The 15,484-nt window shown below is 71.6% G+C and carries 14 protein-coding genes; 9 read left to right on the top strand and 5 right to left on the bottom strand.

Going from position 1 to position 15,484, the window contains the following annotated elements:
• Positions 1 to 17: 17 nt before the first annotated feature.
• The 3 genes from ABD256_RS11420 (at position 18) to ABD256_RS11410 (ending at position 3,186) form a co-directional block, all read left to right on the top strand.
• Complete coding sequence (locus ABD256_RS11420) at positions 18 to 1,016, top strand: DUF3558 family protein (RefSeq protein ID WP_344416553.1); 999 nt, start codon at positions 18 to 20, stop codon at positions 1,014 to 1,016.
• 154 nt (positions 1,017 to 1,170) lie between these two features.
• Complete coding sequence (locus tag ABD256_RS11415; protein ID WP_344416550.1) at positions 1,171 to 2,082, top strand: DUF3558 family protein; 912 nt, start codon at positions 1,171 to 1,173, stop codon at positions 2,080 to 2,082.
• Between the two features lie 99 nt (positions 2,083 to 2,181).
• Positions 2,182 to 3,186, top strand: a complete 1,005-nt coding sequence (locus ABD256_RS11410; protein ID WP_344416547.1) for a DUF3558 family protein — start codon at positions 2,182 to 2,184, stop codon at positions 3,184 to 3,186.
• On the opposite strand, the gene lhgO is transcribed toward ABD256_RS11410, so the two are convergent.
• Both lhgO and ABD256_RS11400 read right to left on the bottom strand, forming a co-directional pair.
• Complete coding sequence (gene lhgO / locus ABD256_RS11405) at positions 3,161 to 4,360, bottom strand: L-2-hydroxyglutarate oxidase (RefSeq protein WP_344416544.1); 1,200 nt, start codon at positions 4,358 to 4,360, stop codon at positions 3,161 to 3,163. The two genes, ABD256_RS11410 and lhgO, sit on opposite strands and share 26 nt — an antisense overlap.
• 192 nt (positions 4,361 to 4,552) lie before the next feature.
• Positions 4,553 to 5,497, bottom strand: coding sequence for a helix-turn-helix transcriptional regulator (locus ABD256_RS11400; protein ID WP_425546435.1), 945 nt, complete (start codon positions 5,495 to 5,497; stop codon positions 4,553 to 4,555).
• 62 nt (positions 5,498 to 5,559) lie between these two features.
• Between ABD256_RS11400 and ABD256_RS11395 the strand changes: the two genes are divergently transcribed.
• From ABD256_RS11395 to ABD256_RS11375, 5 genes are read left to right on the top strand one after another with little or no spacing between them, the layout of a single operon-like run.
• Entirely contained in the window at positions 5,560 to 6,132 is a 573-nt protein-coding gene (locus tag ABD256_RS11395) for a DinB family protein (protein ID WP_344416540.1), read from the top strand.
• On the top strand, positions 6,129 to 6,590 hold the full coding sequence (locus ABD256_RS11390; protein ID WP_344416537.1) for a VOC family protein: 462 nt from the start codon (positions 6,129 to 6,131) through the stop codon (positions 6,588 to 6,590). Before ABD256_RS11395 ends, ABD256_RS11390 begins: the two co-directional genes overlap by 4 nt.
• A 58-nt stretch (positions 6,591 to 6,648) precedes the next feature.
• A complete protein-coding gene (locus tag ABD256_RS11385) occupies positions 6,649 to 7,269 on the top strand; it encodes a TetR/AcrR family transcriptional regulator (protein ID WP_344416535.1) in 621 nt (206 codons plus the stop codon).
• Positions 7,256 to 7,747 (top strand): nuclear transport factor 2 family protein, encoded by a 492-nt coding sequence (locus tag ABD256_RS11380; RefSeq protein ID WP_344416533.1) that lies wholly within the window; start codon positions 7,256 to 7,258, stop codon positions 7,745 to 7,747. The genes ABD256_RS11385 and ABD256_RS11380 overlap by 14 nt, the downstream gene beginning before the upstream one ends.
• A 52-nt stretch (positions 7,748 to 7,799) precedes the next feature.
• Positions 7,800 to 8,357 (top strand): DUF4262 domain-containing protein, encoded by a 558-nt coding sequence (locus ABD256_RS11375; protein WP_344416531.1) that lies wholly within the window; start codon positions 7,800 to 7,802, stop codon positions 8,355 to 8,357.
• 12 nt (positions 8,358 to 8,369) lie between these two features.
• Here the strand turns inward: ABD256_RS11375 and ABD256_RS11370 are convergent, their stop codons facing one another.
• The 3 genes from ABD256_RS11370 to ABD256_RS11360 are packed head-to-tail and all read right to left on the bottom strand — an operon-like array spanning position 8,370 to position 14,180.
• Positions 8,370 to 9,881 (bottom strand): MFS transporter, encoded by a 1,512-nt coding sequence (locus ABD256_RS11370; protein ID WP_344416529.1) that lies wholly within the window; start codon positions 9,879 to 9,881, stop codon positions 8,370 to 8,372.
• Complete coding sequence (locus ABD256_RS11365) at positions 9,878 to 11,020, bottom strand: C45 family autoproteolytic acyltransferase/hydrolase (RefSeq protein WP_344416527.1); 1,143 nt, start codon at positions 11,018 to 11,020, stop codon at positions 9,878 to 9,880. The genes ABD256_RS11370 and ABD256_RS11365 overlap by 4 nt, the downstream gene beginning before the upstream one ends.
• A gap of 46 nt (positions 11,021 to 11,066) precedes the next feature.
• The gene (locus ABD256_RS11360) at positions 11,067 to 14,180 is read right to left on the bottom strand and encodes an AfsR/SARP family transcriptional regulator (protein WP_344416522.1); all 3,114 of its coding nucleotides are present in this window, start codon (positions 14,178 to 14,180) and stop codon (positions 11,067 to 11,069) included.
• Positions 14,181 to 14,324: 144 nt separating this feature from the next.
• Between ABD256_RS11360 and ABD256_RS11355 the strand changes: the two genes are divergently transcribed.
• A complete protein-coding gene (locus tag ABD256_RS11355) occupies positions 14,325 to 15,464 on the top strand; it encodes a DegT/DnrJ/EryC1/StrS family aminotransferase (RefSeq protein ID WP_344416520.1) in 1,140 nt (379 codons plus the stop codon).
• Positions 15,465 to 15,484 lie beyond the last annotated feature (20 nt).

The following is a 15,484-nucleotide window of genomic DNA, read 5'->3' as shown; positions in this document are numbered from 1 at the left end:
CAGGGGAGGATCGTGCCATGGGGTGGAGGAAGGTCGCGGGGGCTCTCGCACTGCTGTGCGCGGTCACCGGCTGTACATCGTCGGTTACCGGGTCTCCTGCCGGACCGGATTCGAAGACCGCGACGGGGGCAGGCGATCCGTGCGGTTTGCTGACACCCGAGCAGGCGGCGGGGCTGGGTCTGGTGCCGCAGGGAAAGCCGGAGCAGGGGGACCCGCAGCGGACGTTGCCGCCGTACTGCCGGTGGAACCCGGACGAACCAGACCCCCGCAAGGTGAACATCTACGACGGCCTCGCGGTGATGTACAGCACGACGGTTCCCGTGGACCGGTTCCACCCCGGTGAACCGCCGATCGGGCAACTGCGGTCGGGCGGCCTCGCCTGGGCGCGGTACGAGACGATCGTCGGCCCGAACAGGTGCTCGCTCGCGGTCAAGCTCGGGGGCGCGTCGTTCGTCGAGGTGACGAGCGAGGACTACACGGACCAGGCGAAGTCGTGCGATCGGGCGAAACTGGCGTTGCCGCAGGTCGCCGCGCACCTTCCCGGCGGCCTGCCCGCTCCGCCGTTGCGGGGGAAGCCGAAGTCGTCGGCGAGCCCGCTGATCGGCATCGAGCCCTGCGACCTGTTCGCACCCGCGGACCTCGTGCGGTTCCAGCTCCAGCCGCCCGGTGAAAAGACCGGTACCGGCCGCGGCGCGATCGGCGGCGCCCCGGGGTGCCAATGGGAGACCTCGCCCACCTCGGAGTACGAGATGATCTACCTGTACCTCGATCCCGCCAGGTCAGCGGACGAAGCCGCGGGGGACGAGTCCGTGGACGAACAGGTCAGGGCCGCGGACCGGATTTGGCGCCTCTACACGAACGTGAGCGGCAATCCGCGGAACTGCGAGGCGGTTCTCCCCGTCGCCGCCAAGTCGGCGGTAGCCGTCACCGGCGGCAGCAGGAACGATCCGACGAAGGCGTGCGACCTGGTGCGGCAGGTGATCGAGTTCCTGACGCCGAAAATCCCGCCGGGATGATCGTGCTCCGGTCGAGGACGGGGAACCGGTAATGCCGGGTACGGGGAGGGGAATTGTGCGGACGTGGCGAGTGGTGGCGCTGTGCCTGCTGCTGAGCACGTCGGCGGCGTGCGCTCCAGGTGTCGTCGCGGGCGGGCCGGTACCGGCGCCCGGGGTGAAGGCCGTGTTGCCGTCTTTGGGTTCCCACGATCCGTGCGGGCTGCTGACGCCGGACGAGGCCGTCGTGCTGGGGATGGTTCCGCGAGGGGTCTTCGTGCCAGGGAGCCCGGAACAGCACGCGCCGCCTGGCTGCTACTGGGATCGCGATGATCCGGAGGCCGAGATGCACGACTCGGTGAGCGTCGACTACAGCACGGACATCACGATGGAGGACTACACCAACAGCGCGGCACCGCTCGAACAGGCGACGATCGGCGGCCTGGCATGGTCGCGCATGGCCACGTTCGCCGACGCGGGTGGTTGTACGTTCCTGCACAAGCTTTCCACCACGTCCTTCGTGAGTGTGTCCAGTTCGAACTTCAGCGATCCCGCGCTTTCGTGCGGTCCGGTGAAGCGGGTGCTGCCCATGGTTTCCGCCCGTTTGCCGGGTGGTGCGCCGGCACCGCCGTTCCTCCCGAAGCTGCCTCCCGGCAGGGCCTCGAAACTGCTTGCCAGTGTCGAGCCCTGTGACTTGCTGGCCGCGGCGGAACTGCGGCAGTTCCGGTTGGGCACCGGTCAGAAGACGGGCCGGGAGGAGCGTTCGGCGGAAAACGGTCCAGGGTGCCAATGGCGCCCCCTCGACGGGAATCGGATGAAAGCGGTCTCCGTTCAGCTGCTGACCGACGATCCGGCCGGTAACCGGCGTTTCGACATGGAACGGAAAAAGGAAACCTTCTACTCCGGCATGCGCAGCGTGTTTCTTTACCCCGCTCCGAGCGGAGAGCCCGCGGACTGCTGGGCCGTCGACGCGTATTCGGATGGCGCCGAAGCGAAACTGGCGGTCACCGATACCGAAAACCCCGCCACTGCTTGTGACCAGGTCAAGCGGGTCGCCGCGGCCGTCCTGCCGAAACTGGCCGGCAAGTGAGGATCGGGCCGCCCGCGAAGTGGGCATCTGCGGGATTCGGCGGGGCTGGGCTCTTGATCGCGGTTAGACTCCCCGCGGAGTGACGCGAGGAGTGTGTTCGTGAAGGTAAGGCTCGGCCTGCTGGCCGCCGCGGTGCTGCTCGCCGGGGGTTGTACGTCGACGGTGGCGGGGGTCGCCGCGCCGGCGCCGGGGGCGAAGCCGGTGCCGCCGCCGAAGGACCCGAACGACCCGTGCGGGTTGCTGTTGCCGGATCAGCTCGCCGGGCTCGGCTTCCCGCCGAACGGCAAGCTGATCCCGGAGCGGAAGGCGCAGGACGTCCCCGCGTCGTGCACGTGGAAGCCCGACGACCCGGACGCGAGCGTCGACGACTCGCTGGGCGTCTACTACACGGTGGACATCGCGCTGGAGGACTTCTTCGGCGGCTCGCAGCCGAAGGAGCCGGCGACCTACGGCGGCCTGCAGTGGTCGCAGTACGAGAGCCTCGCCGGGCCCGGGAACTGCCTGTACGCGACGAAGCTGGCGGACGCCTCGTTCGCGCTGGTGGAGAGCAACAACAACAAGGACACCAGCAAGGCGTGCGACCTCGCGAAGCTCGCGATGCCGCAGGTGGCGGCGCATCTTCCCGGCGGGTCTCCGGCACCTCCGCTGGCGCCGAAGCCGAAAAAGGCACCGAGCGCGCTCGCCGGCGTCGAGCCGTGCGATCTGCTGAGCGCGGCCGAGCTGGCCCAGTTCCAGGTCACCGCGCCGGGCCGCAAGACCGGCAAGGACCGGTCGCCGAAGAGCACGACGCCGCCGGGCTGCGAGTGGGAGCCCGCCGAAGCGAGCGGGTTCCAGCTCCTCTACGTGTCGCTGGACCCGGAAAAGTCCGAGGCCGAGGTCAACTACACCGACGAGCAGGCCGACGAGCAGATCAAGGCGGGCACGCGCTCGTGGGACCTGTTCACCAACCCCGACGGCAACCCGAAGCAGTGCTCGGCGATCCTGCCGTTCTCGGAGAAGTCGTCGGTCAAGATCACCAGCGGCAACAACAACGACCCGGCGAAGGCCTGCGAGCAGCTCCGCGCCGCGATCCCGCTGATCAGCGCGAAGCTGCCGACTGGCTGACCTCGTCCGCGACGTGCTTCGCGATCTCCAGCGCGCTGGTCGCGGCCGGTGACGGCGCGTTGAGTACGTGCACCTGGTTCGGCGCGGTCTCGATCAGGAAGTCGTCGACCATCGAGCCGTCGGGGAGCAGCGCCTGCGCGCGGACGCCGGAGCCGTGGCGCACGATGTCGCCGGGGCCGACGGCGGGCACCAGCTTCGCGAGGCTCGCGGCGAAGCGCCGTTTCGAGAACGAGCGGCGGACTTCGTCGAGGCCGATCGGGTAGGCGTACTTCTTCGCGAGGTTCCAGGAGCCGGAGTACCTGGCGACCTCGGCGAGGTCCTTCACGGACACGTCGCCCCAGCGGTAGCCTTCGCGGCGCAGCGCGAGCACGGCGTTCGGGCCCGCGTGGACGCTGCCGTCGAGCATCCGCGTGAGGTGCACGCCGAGGAACGGCAGCGACGCGTCGGGCACCGGGTAGATCAGGCCGCGGACGAGGTGGCGCCGTTCGGGGCGGAGCTCGTAGTACTCGCCGCGGAACGGGACGATCCGGGCGCGCGGGGTGACCCCGGCGAGGCGGGCGACGCGGTCGGAGTGCAGGCCCGCGCAGTTGACCAGCGCGTCGGCGCGCAGCACCTCGCTCCCGGTGGCGATTTCGACGCCACCGGTGGCGCCGGGCCGGATGCCCAGCGCGGGGGTGGACAGCCGCAGATCGGCCCCGGCTTCCTCCAGCAGGCGCACCAGCGCGGCGCAGATGCCGGGGAAGTCGATGATCCCGGTCGACTCGACGCGCAGCGCGCTGACGCAGGCGACCTCGGGCTCGTACTCGCGGGCCTCCGCGGCACTGACCACCTTCGCCGGGACGCCGTTCGCCTCGGCGCGTTCGGCCAGTACGGCCAGCGCGGGCAGTTCGGACTCCGAAGTCGCGACGACGAGCTTGCCGCACACCTCGACGCCGACGCCGTGCTCCTTCGCGAAGTCGACGATGGACCGGTTCCCGGCCACCGACATCCGCGCCTTGAAGGAGCCCGGCTTGTAGTACAGCCCGGCGTGCACCACGTTGGAGTTGTGGCCGGTCTGGTGGGCCGCCCAGTGGTCTTCCTTTTCCAGCACGGTCACGCCGACACCCCGCTGCCGCAGCTCCCAGGCCACGGCAAGGCCGACGATCCCGCCACCGATCACAACGACTTCGCGCACGGGATCCGAGCCTACGCACGTCGGCGCGGCGGCGGAAAAGGGGGAGCGCGCGGCCCGGAACTGTCGGTGCTTCGCGGTAGCGTTGAAATCGGGGGACCCCTCCGGGGGCCGAACGAAAGGGACTCTTCGTTCGATCCTGGAGCGCCGGGGTGTCCGTGGGAGGGACTGCCGCGCGCCGCGGAGATTCAGGGATCAGGGATCCGGCGCCGGTGCGCCCGCCGCCAGCAGTTTCGCGGCCAGCGCGCGGCAGCGCTGCCCCAGCTCCGGGGGATCGAGCACCTCGAAGTCGTGGCCCAGCAGCAGCACGTGCATGAGCACGAAGTCGAGATTGCCGCCGCCGCTGAGCACCTCGCAGAGTTCGCTGCCCCGCGGTCGTACGACGGCCGCCGACGCCGAAATCTGCGCGCCCACCGTCTCGGCCGGAGCGTGCACGAGGAAGCGCGCCTGGTGCGGGTAAACCCGGCTCGCCACGCCCTCCTGCACGTATGCCGCCGCGTCGGGCGCGGCGCGCGGGCGGAAGCGCCAGGTGCGCGCGGACACGTCGCTCATCCGGTCGACGCGGAAGCTGCGCCAGTCGTCGCGGTCGAGGTCGTAGGCGAGCAGGTACCAGCGCCGGTCGGAGGCGACGAGGCGGTAGGGCTCGACCCGCCGCGTTTCGGCCGCTGAACGGTAGGCGAAGCCGATCTCGACCTCGTCGCGGCACGCCCTGGCCAGTGTCATGAGCACCTCGGGGCCGACGGGTGTGCGGCCGCCGCCGAAGGACTCCACCGAGCCGGAGAGCGCGCGCACCTCGTGCCGCAGCCGGGTGGGCAGCACGCGGTCGAGCTTGGCCAGCGCCCGGAGCGCGGCCTCGCCATCGCCGATGCCGCCGAGCAGGGAGACCGTGGTGGCGATCGCCTCTTCGTCGTCGAGCAGCAGCGGCGGCAGGTCCTGCCCGGCGCCGAGCTGGTAGCCGCCGCCGATGCCCTGGCTGGCGTGCACCGGATAGCCGAGCGTGCGCAGGCGCTCGACGTCGCGCCGCACCGTCCGCGCCGTGACCCCCAGCCGGTCGGCGAGTTCGGGGCCGGTCCACACCTGCCGCTGCTGCAGCAACCCGAGCAGGGTGAGCACCCGCTCCGCGCTTCCGGACACGTCCACGCCACCCACCTTGGCAGAGATAGCGGACCGGATCTGTCCGCTAGGGGTGCCAGGGTGACCCCATGACCGACAACGACTGGAACCGGGCGCTGCGCGAGCAGTGGGAGTTCCACTGGAACCACCAGCTCCGAGCACGGCTCGACGGCCTCACCGACGACGAGTACTTCTGGGCGCCCGCGCCGGATGCCTGGAGCGTGCGGCCGCGCGGCAGTTCGGCGGCGCCCGTGCAGGCCGGTGGCGGCGAGTTCACGATCGACTACGCCTTCCCCGCGCCGGACCCCGCGCCCTTCACCACGATCGCCTGGCGGCTCGGGCACGTCATCGTCGGCGTGCTCGCCATGCGCAACGCCGCGCACTTCGGCGCACCGGCGGCGTCGTACGAAACCTGGGAGTACGCGGGCGACGCGGCCACCGCGCTCGACCAGCTCGAGACGCAGCTCGACGTCTGGCTCGCCGGGCTGCGCGGCCTCGGCGAGGCCGGGCTCCTGGTCCCGGTCGGTGAGAAGGAGCCCTACCCCGAGGCGTCCACGGCCGATCTGGTGCTGCACATCCACCGCGAGCTGATCCACCACCTGTCCGAGGTCTGCCTGCTGCGCGACCTCCACCCGCACACGAAAACCGGAGCGACCCGATGAGCCGCCAGTTCCAGGTCACCTTCGACGCCCACGACCCGAAGGCGCTGTCCACCTTCTGGCGCGACGTGCTGGGCTACGTCCACCCCGGTCCGCCGGGAGTCGAGCTGCCCGAGGGCGCGGACCCCCTCGCCGCCTGGGACGAGTTCCTCGCGCGCGTCGGCGTGCCGGAGGCGGAGCGCGCCACGCGATCGGCCATCGAGGACCCGGACGGGCACGGCCCGCGGGTCTTCTTCCAGCAGGTTCCCGAAGAAAAGGTCGCCAAGAACCGCGTCCACCTCGATGTGCGCGCGGCTCCCGGACTGCACGGCGAGGAACGGATGGCGGCGTTGGAGGCCGAATGCGCCCGCCTCGTCGCGCTGGGCGCGACGCGGGTGCACCGCGAGGACCCCGAACCGCCGATGGGCGGCGGCCACATCGTCATGACCGATCCCGAGGGCAACGAGTTCTGCCTGGACTGACGCGGAATCCGGGGCGGCCCTCGACAACCTGACATCGGTTAGGTATCGTACCTAACCGATGTCAGGTAAGCGTTTGAGCAGGCAGGAGCGCCGCGAGCGGATCCTCGCGGCGGCCGGTGACGTGTTCGCCGCGTCCGGGTACAACGCGGCGGGGATGCGCGAGGTGGCGACGGCGGCCGGGATCAGCACGCCGGTGCTCTACGACCACTTCCCGGCCAAGGCCGACCTCTACGCCGCGCTGCTCGAATCCGAAGTGGACAGCCTGCTGGCCGGCTGGGCCGACGTCCCGGAGAGCGGTGACCTCGAACAGGTGCTGCGATCGCGGGTCGACGTCATCTTCGCCTGGCTGGAAACCCACGAGCGCGGGATGCGGATGATCTTCGCCGAGACGCCGGCCGACCCCGCGGTCGCCGAGGTGCACCGGCGGGGCCAGGCACGCGCGACGGAGCGGCTCACGGTCGTCTTCCAGCAGGCGCCCGTGCTCGCGCTCACCGCGAACCTGCCGCACGCGCGGGCGGGGGAAGCCCTCGCGGAAGCGGCCAAGAGCGCGCTCAACGCCATCGCCACCTGGTGGTGGCACAACCGCGACGTACCTCGCGAGGACGTCGTCGCACTGACCACCGACCTGCTCTGGCGCGGGTTGGGGGCACTCGTCGGGAGGAACGATGGAAACCAGTGAAGTCACCGTCCGGTACCGCGAGGCCGCCGAGACCGGCGATGTCGACCTGGCGCTGTCGACCTTCGCGCACGAGGCCGTCGTGCGCTCGCCGTTGACGAACCGGGTCAGCTTCACCGGGCACGGCCAGCTCAGGGAGCTGCTGACCGTCGCCTTCGAACACCTCGAAGACGTGCGGTTCCACACCGACATCGGCGACGAGCACACGCGCGTGGTGATCTACCGCGCCACGGTCCGCGGCGAAGACGTCGAGGAGGCGACCCTGCTGAAGCTCGAAGAGGGCTTGATCGTCGAGGCCACGCTGTTCGTGCGGACGCTTCCGGGCACGGTCGCGATGATGGACGCGTTCGGCCCCGGCATCGCGCGCCGCAACGGGCGGCCGTGGGCGGCGCGGCTGCTTTCCGTGCTGAGCAAACCACTTCTGGGCATGGTGCGCGGCGGCGACCGGTTCGCCGTCCCGCTCGCCGGGCCGAAGCGCTAGCCGCCGAGATCAGCCGTGCCGTTTTGTCGTACCGGGGCGCTAGCGTTTTCGGGTGCGCTCGAAATCCGTCTCCTGCCGTTGTCCCGTTTGCCGAGATGAAGCCGAGTGGAGCGGCCAGCCGCTCGCCCGGTGGTTCCGCCATACGCGCGGTGAGATCGCCGAGCGCGGATGGTCGGTGACGACGCATACCTACGGCGGCTCCCCGGTCGGCTACACGCTGGGGCTGTGGCATTCCTACCGCTTCCCGGAGATCGCGATCTTCGGGCTCGGCAAGGCGGAGAGCACGGAAGTGCTGGAACTGGTCGCGACCGGCGCCGCCGCGAGCCGGGAACCGGCACCGGCCGACCAGCTCATCGACCGCGTCGAGATGCCCGGTGCCGGGCTGCGCCTGCGACAAGTGGACCCGAGCTGGACGTGGAGCGTGCTCGTCCTCGCGCGGCAGTTCTATTCGGACACACCGGAAGTGCCGTTCCTGCAACTGAACTGGGCCGACAACGACGGCAGGTTCCCCGGCGACGAGGGGTTCGACGAGCGGCTCGCCGACCTCCAGCCGATGATGTGGCTGGCGGCCGACGAGCACCCGGAGGGACGCTGGACCGAAATCGACTAGGGCCGCCGGGAATCAGGCGGCAACGGGTTCGGGTTCTCCGAGCACCTCCGGCACGCCGCGCAGGCCGATCATCGCGAGGAAGCCCAGCACCGCGAGCAGACCCGCGGAGAGGTACATCGTCGTCTGCAGCCCGGTCATGAACGCTTCCCGCGCGTGCCGGAGCACGGTGTCCGCGGCGGGGAGGTGCTGCGCGAAGGCGACGGTGTTGCCCAAGGTTTCCTTCGCGGTGTCCGGCAGGCCGGGTAGGTCGAGCCGGGACCGGTAGACCGCGGTGAGCACGCTGCCGAGGATCGCGATGCCCAGCGCCGCGCCCAGTTCGTTCGCCGTTTCCGAGATCGCGGACGCGGCGCCGGCCCGTTCCTTCGGGACGGCGCCGAGCACGGTGTCGGTGGCGACGGTCAGGGTGCTCGCGACCCCGGCGCCGAAGACCACCATGACCACGACGACATACGGGTAGCCCGTGCCGACGCCGACCTGCGCGAGCCCGAGGAACCCCGCGGCCGACAGCGCGCAGCCGATCGCCACGGTCGCGGCGCGCCCGATCTTCGACACCACGAGCCCGCACAACGCACCCCCGACGAGTGCGCCCGCCATCCCGGGCAGCCCGGCGAGCCCGGACCGGATCGGCGACCAGCCCAGCACGAGCTGGAAGTACTGCGCGGTCGCCAGCGAAGTGGCGAGCTGCACGAACATCGCGACGAGGGTGACGCCGACGGTCGCGCTGAACGCCCGCTGCTTGAACAGCTTCACGTCGATGAGCGGTTCGGTGAGGTTCCGCTGCCGCCGCAGGAACAGTGCCAGCGCCGAAATCCCGACGATCGCGGCGATCAGCACGTCCGCGTGCCAGGGACCCCGGTGCGCGATTTCCTTGATGGCGTAGACGATCGCGATCATGCCCGCGATCGAGAGCGCGACGCTGCGCGCGTCGAGCCTGCCGGGGCTGGGGTTCCGCGACTCCGGCAGCACGACGGCACCGGCGAGCACGAGCAGCGCCACGACGGGCACGTTCACCAGGAACACCGAGCCCCACCAGAAGTACGACAGCAGGAACCCGGCGATCACCGGGCCGAACCCGATGCCGAGGATCGCGACGCCGCTCCACAGCCCGATGGCCATGGTGCGCTGCTTCGCGTCGGTGAACACGTTGCGCACGAGGGAAAGCGTCGACGGCATGAGCGTCGCCGCCGCGATGCCGAGCAGCGCGCGTGCGGTGATGAGCAGTTCCACGTTCGGCGCGAACGCGGTGGCGAGCGACGCGGCGCCGAACACCGCCGAGCCGATCAGCAGGAGCTTCTTGCGGCCGATCCGGTCGCCGAGATTCCCCATCGTGACCAGGAATCCGGCGAGGGTGAACCCGTAGACGTCGGTGATCCACAGGAACTCCGTCGACGTGGGCCGGAGGTCTTCGAGCAGTTTGGGCACCGCGAGGTGCAGCACGGTCAGGTCGAGCGTGATGAGAAGCTGGGCGAGGCAGCAGACGGCGAGCGCGGCCCATCTCCGCCGCGGGGACAGGGCGCCCGTCATGGCCGGAAGGTCAGTTCGTCGCTGTAGCGCGCGGTTTCGCCGGTGGAGTCGCCGAGGTAGAACCGCGTGGACATGGTCCTGGCGTCGTGGTCGAACACCGACCGCCACAGGGTGCGCCACGGCGCGCCGGGGGTGGCGGGCATGGCGACGGAGTCCATCGCCGCGCGCAGCGAAGCGCCGGAAACCGTGCCGTCACCGGTGTTCTTCGCGAGCGTGCGGGCGCGTTCGTAGGTGCGCATCGACTCGTCGGTGTCGGCGGGCAGGTTCGCGGTGTCCGGGTACCGGTGCAGCGGGTGGTTGGTCACGCACTGCGGGCCGTCGCCGGTGAGCACGTGCTCGGCGTCGTGCGCGCCGCGCTCCCAGACGAACGAGCGGCCGGACGCGTCCGCGACGAGGTAGTGGATGCCGACGCCGTGGTCGTACAGCTTCGCGGTGCGCAACGCGATCTCGGCCTGTTCGGTGTCTTCGCACGTGTCGAGCAGGTACCGCGGCACCTGCATCACGCTGAGCCCCGCGAGCGAGGTGTGCTCGGACGGCGGCTCGACGGAGGTGACGTCGGCGAGCAGCAGCGCGACCGCGAGCCCGGCTTCGTTGATGCCCTCGGTGGCGCCGTCGAGATCGCCCATGGTGACGGCGGTCGACGCGAGCCCGTGCTGGGGCCTGGTGGTCAGCACGTACGGCCGCGAAGCCATCGGCGCGCCGGGGTTCGCGGCCGGTTCGGCGCCGGTGAATTCGGCGATCAGGTCGTCGAAGCCGCTGGTGAAGAAGTCGTAGTTCCGGCCCGTCAGCCCATGACCGTCCACAGTGGACGAAGCGGGCACGGCGACCGCGGAGCAGCCGGACCCCGACGGCAGGCCGGTGATGCTGTCGAAGCTGAGGTCGTCGCGCTCGGGGTCGATCCCGTAGGCGGCCGCGATCCCGGACAGCCTGGCGTAGTGCGCCCGCCAGTTCCGTTCGAACCACAGGCGCCGCGCCTTGCCGACGCGCGGGTCGATCGCGGCCGGCGCCCAGTTCGCGCGGGCGCGCGCTTCCTGGCCGATCGCGTGCCCGATGCTCACCTGATCGCCTTCGGCGACGAGATGGCGGACGGTCATGAACTCGTGGTCGCCGCCCGCGACGACCGTGCTGGTGTGCGTCATGGGCGTCAGCGTCCGCGCGGGTGCTGACCGTTCGCGTACCGCGCGCTTACCGCGTCCCGGCGGGGATCGTCAGCACCTCCTGCGAGCGCAGCGCGCGGCCGTTCGCGTACTCGATGTCGAACGCGTCACCGAGCGCCTTCGCCACCCCGGCGGTGACGCGCTCGATGTCGGGGTCGCCGGAGATGGACATGCCGCGCACCGACGCGCCCGCGCCGAGCAGCCGCGCCGCCCGCGCGGCGTCCCCCTCGACGAGCGCGATTTCGGCGAGCGCTTCGACAGTGCACGCGGTGAGTTCCGCGTTGTCCGTGCGCCGCGCCACCTCGACGGCCCGCCCGATCAACGCCGCCGCCTCGGTGAGCCTGCCTTCGGCGATGCCGATCCTGCCCATCGTGTGGTGCACGCGCGCGGGCAGCTCGTTCGAGGAGAACCCCGCACGGGGGCATTCCTCCAGCGCCAGCGCGCACAACCGGGCCGCTTCGGCGTGGTCGCCTTCGAGCCGGTGCAGGTTCGCCAGCGCCAGATGGGCTTCGGCGAGCTTGTCGAGCGCGCCGCTGGGGCTCGCCAGCTCCACCGCGCGCAGGTAGCCCGCGCGGGCCCCGGCCCGGTCGCCGAGGCGCAGGAGGCAGTCGGCGCGCTGGCGGACGAGATCCGCGGTCTCCTCCATCGAGCCGAGCAGGCCGGTCAGCTCGATCGCCTCGTCGAGCAGGGTCAGCGCCCGCTCCTGATCTCCTTGCCACGAAACGATCTGGGCGAGGTGCGTGAGCGTGATCGACAGCCCCCAGCGCTCGCCGAGCACGCGGAACCTGGCCAGCCCGTCGGTCAGCAGGCCGATCGCGTCGGCGGGCCTGCCGTGGTAGAGCCTGGTCAGTCCCTCGCCGACGCGGACGAGCGCCCAGCCCCACGCGTCGTCGGCGGGGATCTGGCTCACGTCGACGTAGTCGTCGTACCGGGCGTCCGGCGGCGGGCCCGCGAACATGGCGTTCAGCACGCTCAGCACCGGCCAGCGCGAGGGCAGCCGCTGCCGGGTACCGGTGCTCGCCGCGTCGATCCGCGCGCGGACCGCTTCGGTGTCCCGCACCCCGTGCACCGCGTGCAGCAGGCACAGCAGGTACTCCTCCCGCAGGTCTTCCGGCTGCTCCGGGGCCAGCCGCTCGGTCAGCTCCCGGCTCAGCGCGGCCCCTTCGAACCGCTTGCCGCGCAGCAGCCAGTACGCGGAGAGCGCGCCGATCAGCCGCAACGCGAGCTCGTGGTCGGCCTCGATCGCCCACCGCAGCGCGCCGAGCAGTTCGTCGTGCTCGACGTCGAGCTTCGCCAGCGCGCCGAGCTGGTCCGCGGTCAGGATGTGGCGGCCGGCCTCGGTGGCCAGCGCGAGGTGGTACTCGGCGTGCGCGCGGTGGAACCGCTCGGTCTCGCCCGCCTCCGCGAGCCGCTCGGCGCAGAACGCCTTGATCGTTTCGAGCATCCGGTACCGGTCGCCGCCGATCTCGGCGAACGACTTGTCGACGAGCCCGGTCAGCAGTTCGAGCGCCGACGGCAGGCCGCTGACCTCGGCGATGGCGTCGATGGCGCTGATCGTCGCGCCGCCGGCGAACACCGAGAGCCGCATCGCGAGCGCGCGCTCGTCGTCGTCGAGGAGGTCCCAGCTCCATTCGACGACGGCGCGCAGCCCGCGATGGCGTGCGTCCGCGGTGCGGCTGCCCTTCGCGAGCAGGCCGAACCGGTCGTCGAGGCGGGCGGAGATCTCTTCGATCGGGAGCGTGCGAACCCGCGCGGCGGCCAGTTCGATGGCTAGGGGCAGCCCGTCGAGCGCGGCGCAGACGCGACGGACGTGCTCGGCGATCCCGGCGTCCAGCACCAGGTCGCGGCCCCCGGCGGCGGCGCGGTCGGCGAACAGCCGGACGGCGGGGAACTCGAGCACCCGCCCGGCGGGCGTGCCCGGCGGCGGCACCGCGAGCCGCGAGACGGCGACCAGGTCCTCCCCGGTGATGCCGAGCGGTTCCCGGCTGGTGGCGAGCAGGCGCAGGCGCGGGCAGGCGGCCAGCAGCCTCGCCGCGAGCGCCGCCGCGTCGTCGATGACGTGCTCGCAGTTGTCGAACACGAGCAGCACCGGCCGGTCGGCGAGCGCGGCGACGAGCCGGTCGGCAGGCGGGGTGGTGCTGCGACCGGTGGCGTCGGTGTCGCGCAGGCCGAGCGCGGTCAGCGTGGTCTGCGGCACGTCCTCGCCGTCGGTCAGCGGCGCCAACTGCACCAGGTGGACGTCGTGCCGCGAGCGGGCGGCGGCTTCGAGCGCGAGCCGGGTCTTGCCGGCGCCGCCCGGCCCGGTCAACGTGACGAGCCGGTGCCCGGTGAGCCGCGCTTCGATCCGGTCGAGGTCGTCCTGCCTGCCGACGAAGCTGGTGAGCTGCGCGGGCAGCCCGCGCCGGGCCGTCACGCGCGGCTGTTCGCCGGTGAGCACGGCGAGGTGGGCGGCGGCCAGCTCGGGCGACGGGTCCGCGCCGAGTTCGTCGGCGAGCGTGCGCCGCGCGTGCTCGAACGCGGTCAGTGCCTCGGCCGGTTTCCCGCTCGCGTGCAGGGCGCGGACGAGCTGGGCGTGAAAACGCTCACGCAGCGGGTGCTCGCTCGCGAGTTCGCGCAGCGGGGGAAGCAGCGCTTCGTGCTCGCCGACACGCAGCCTGGCCTCGACGTGGTCCTCGGTGACGGCCAGGCGTTCTTCTTCGAGGCGGGTGGCCTGCGCTTCGGCCGAGGGCACGTCGGCGAGCGCGCGTCCTCGCCACAACGCGAGCGCTTCGCCGAGCAGGCGCGCGGCCTCGTCGTGCTCCCCGGCGGCCAGTGCGCTCTTGCCGTCGGCGGCGAGCTTCGCGAACTCGCGGGCGTCCACCTGGTCGTCGCCGGCCAGCGCCAGCCGGTACCCGGCGGAGTGGTGCTCGATGGTGACGCCGAGCTGCGAACGCAGCCTCGACACCTGTGACTGGAGCGCGTTCGGGGCGCCGTCGGGCGGCCGCTCGCCGTAGAGGCCGTCGATCAGCCGCTCAGCAGGGACGATCCGGCCCGCGTCGAGGGCGAGCAGCGTGAGCAGCGCGCGCCCGCGCGGGCCACCGGGGAGGACCTCGCTCCCGTCGGCCCGTGTGGCCTGCACCGGGCCGAGGATGGCGAACCGCATACGATGATTATCGCCGACCATCGGCGCTGTACGTCGGGCGTGTCACAGCAACTTCCGATCCCGCCCGCGCGTCCAGGTACGGGGATGCCGGGTGAAAAAGCTCGCCTAATACACTGCTGCTCGACTTGACGCAATGGGAGAGGTATGTCTGACACTCCGACCACGATCGCCCTTGGCCAGCCCACCGTCGGTGAAGAAGAGCTCGCCGCGGTCGCGGAGGTGTTCCGGTCGGGGTGGCTCGCCGGCGCCGGTCCGGCCTGCCGCCGGTTCGAGGAGCGGTTCGCCGCCACCGTCGGCACGCGGCACGCGCTGAGCACGAGCAACTGCGGGTCCGCCCTCTACCTCGGCCTGCGCGTCCTCGGCGTCAACCCGGGCGACGAGGTGATCGTCGGCGACTACACCTTCCCCGCCACCGGGCACGCGGTGCTGCAGGCGGGCGCGAAGCCGGTGTTCGCCGACATCCGCCCTGACATCTGGAGCGCCGACCCGAAGCACGTCGAATCGCTCATCACGCCGAAGACCGTCGGCATCCTCGCGGTCGACGTCGCCGGCCAGCCCGGTGACTTCGACGAGTACCGCGCGATCGCGGACAAGCACGGCCTGTGGCTGTTCGAAGACGCCGCCTGCTCCGCCGGCGCGACCTACAAGACGCGTCCGGCCGGCAGCCTCGGCGACATCGCCGCGTTCTCCTTCCACGGCCGCAAGGGCATCACCGCGGGCGAGGGCGGCGCGCTGGTGTCCGACCGCGAGGACCTCATCGCGCACGCCCGCAAGCTGCACACCTACGGCATCGAGCCCGCGATCACCCGCGAGGGCGGCGACGAGCTGCCCATCCCGACGTTCCACGAGGCCGGGTACAACTTCCGCCTCTCCGACGTGCAGGCCGCGATCATGAACGTGCAGCTCGACCGGCTGCCGGACCTGCTCGCCGCGCGCCGCTCGGTGGCCAAGCGCTACACCGAGGCGTTCGACGGCCTCGACGGCATCGAGGTGCCGGTCGCGCTGACCGACCGCGAGCACCCGTGGCAGGCCTACATCCTCACCGTCGCGCCGGAGATCAGCCGCGGGAAGTTCGCGGTCAAACTGCGCGAGCGCGGCATCCAGTGCAACTTCGGCACCTACGCCTCGCACCTGCAGCCGGTCTACGGCGAGCAGGCGCCGCTGCCGGTGTCCGCGGACGCCTTCGCCCGCCACCTCGCGGTGCCGATGCACGCCAACCTGACCGACGCCGAGGTCGACCGGGTCGCCGAAGGCGTCCGCGCGGTCCTCGCCGAACTGTCCTGAGCCCCCCGACCCGTCCGCGC

Origin of the sequence: Amycolatopsis minnesotensis (assembly GCF_039529815.1) — a bacterium.
GTDB lineage: Bacteria > Actinomycetota > Actinomycetes > Mycobacteriales > Pseudonocardiaceae > Amycolatopsis > Amycolatopsis minnesotensis.
Note: the sequence above shows the minus strand (reverse complement) of the source record. Positions and strands in the feature narration are given on the sequence as shown.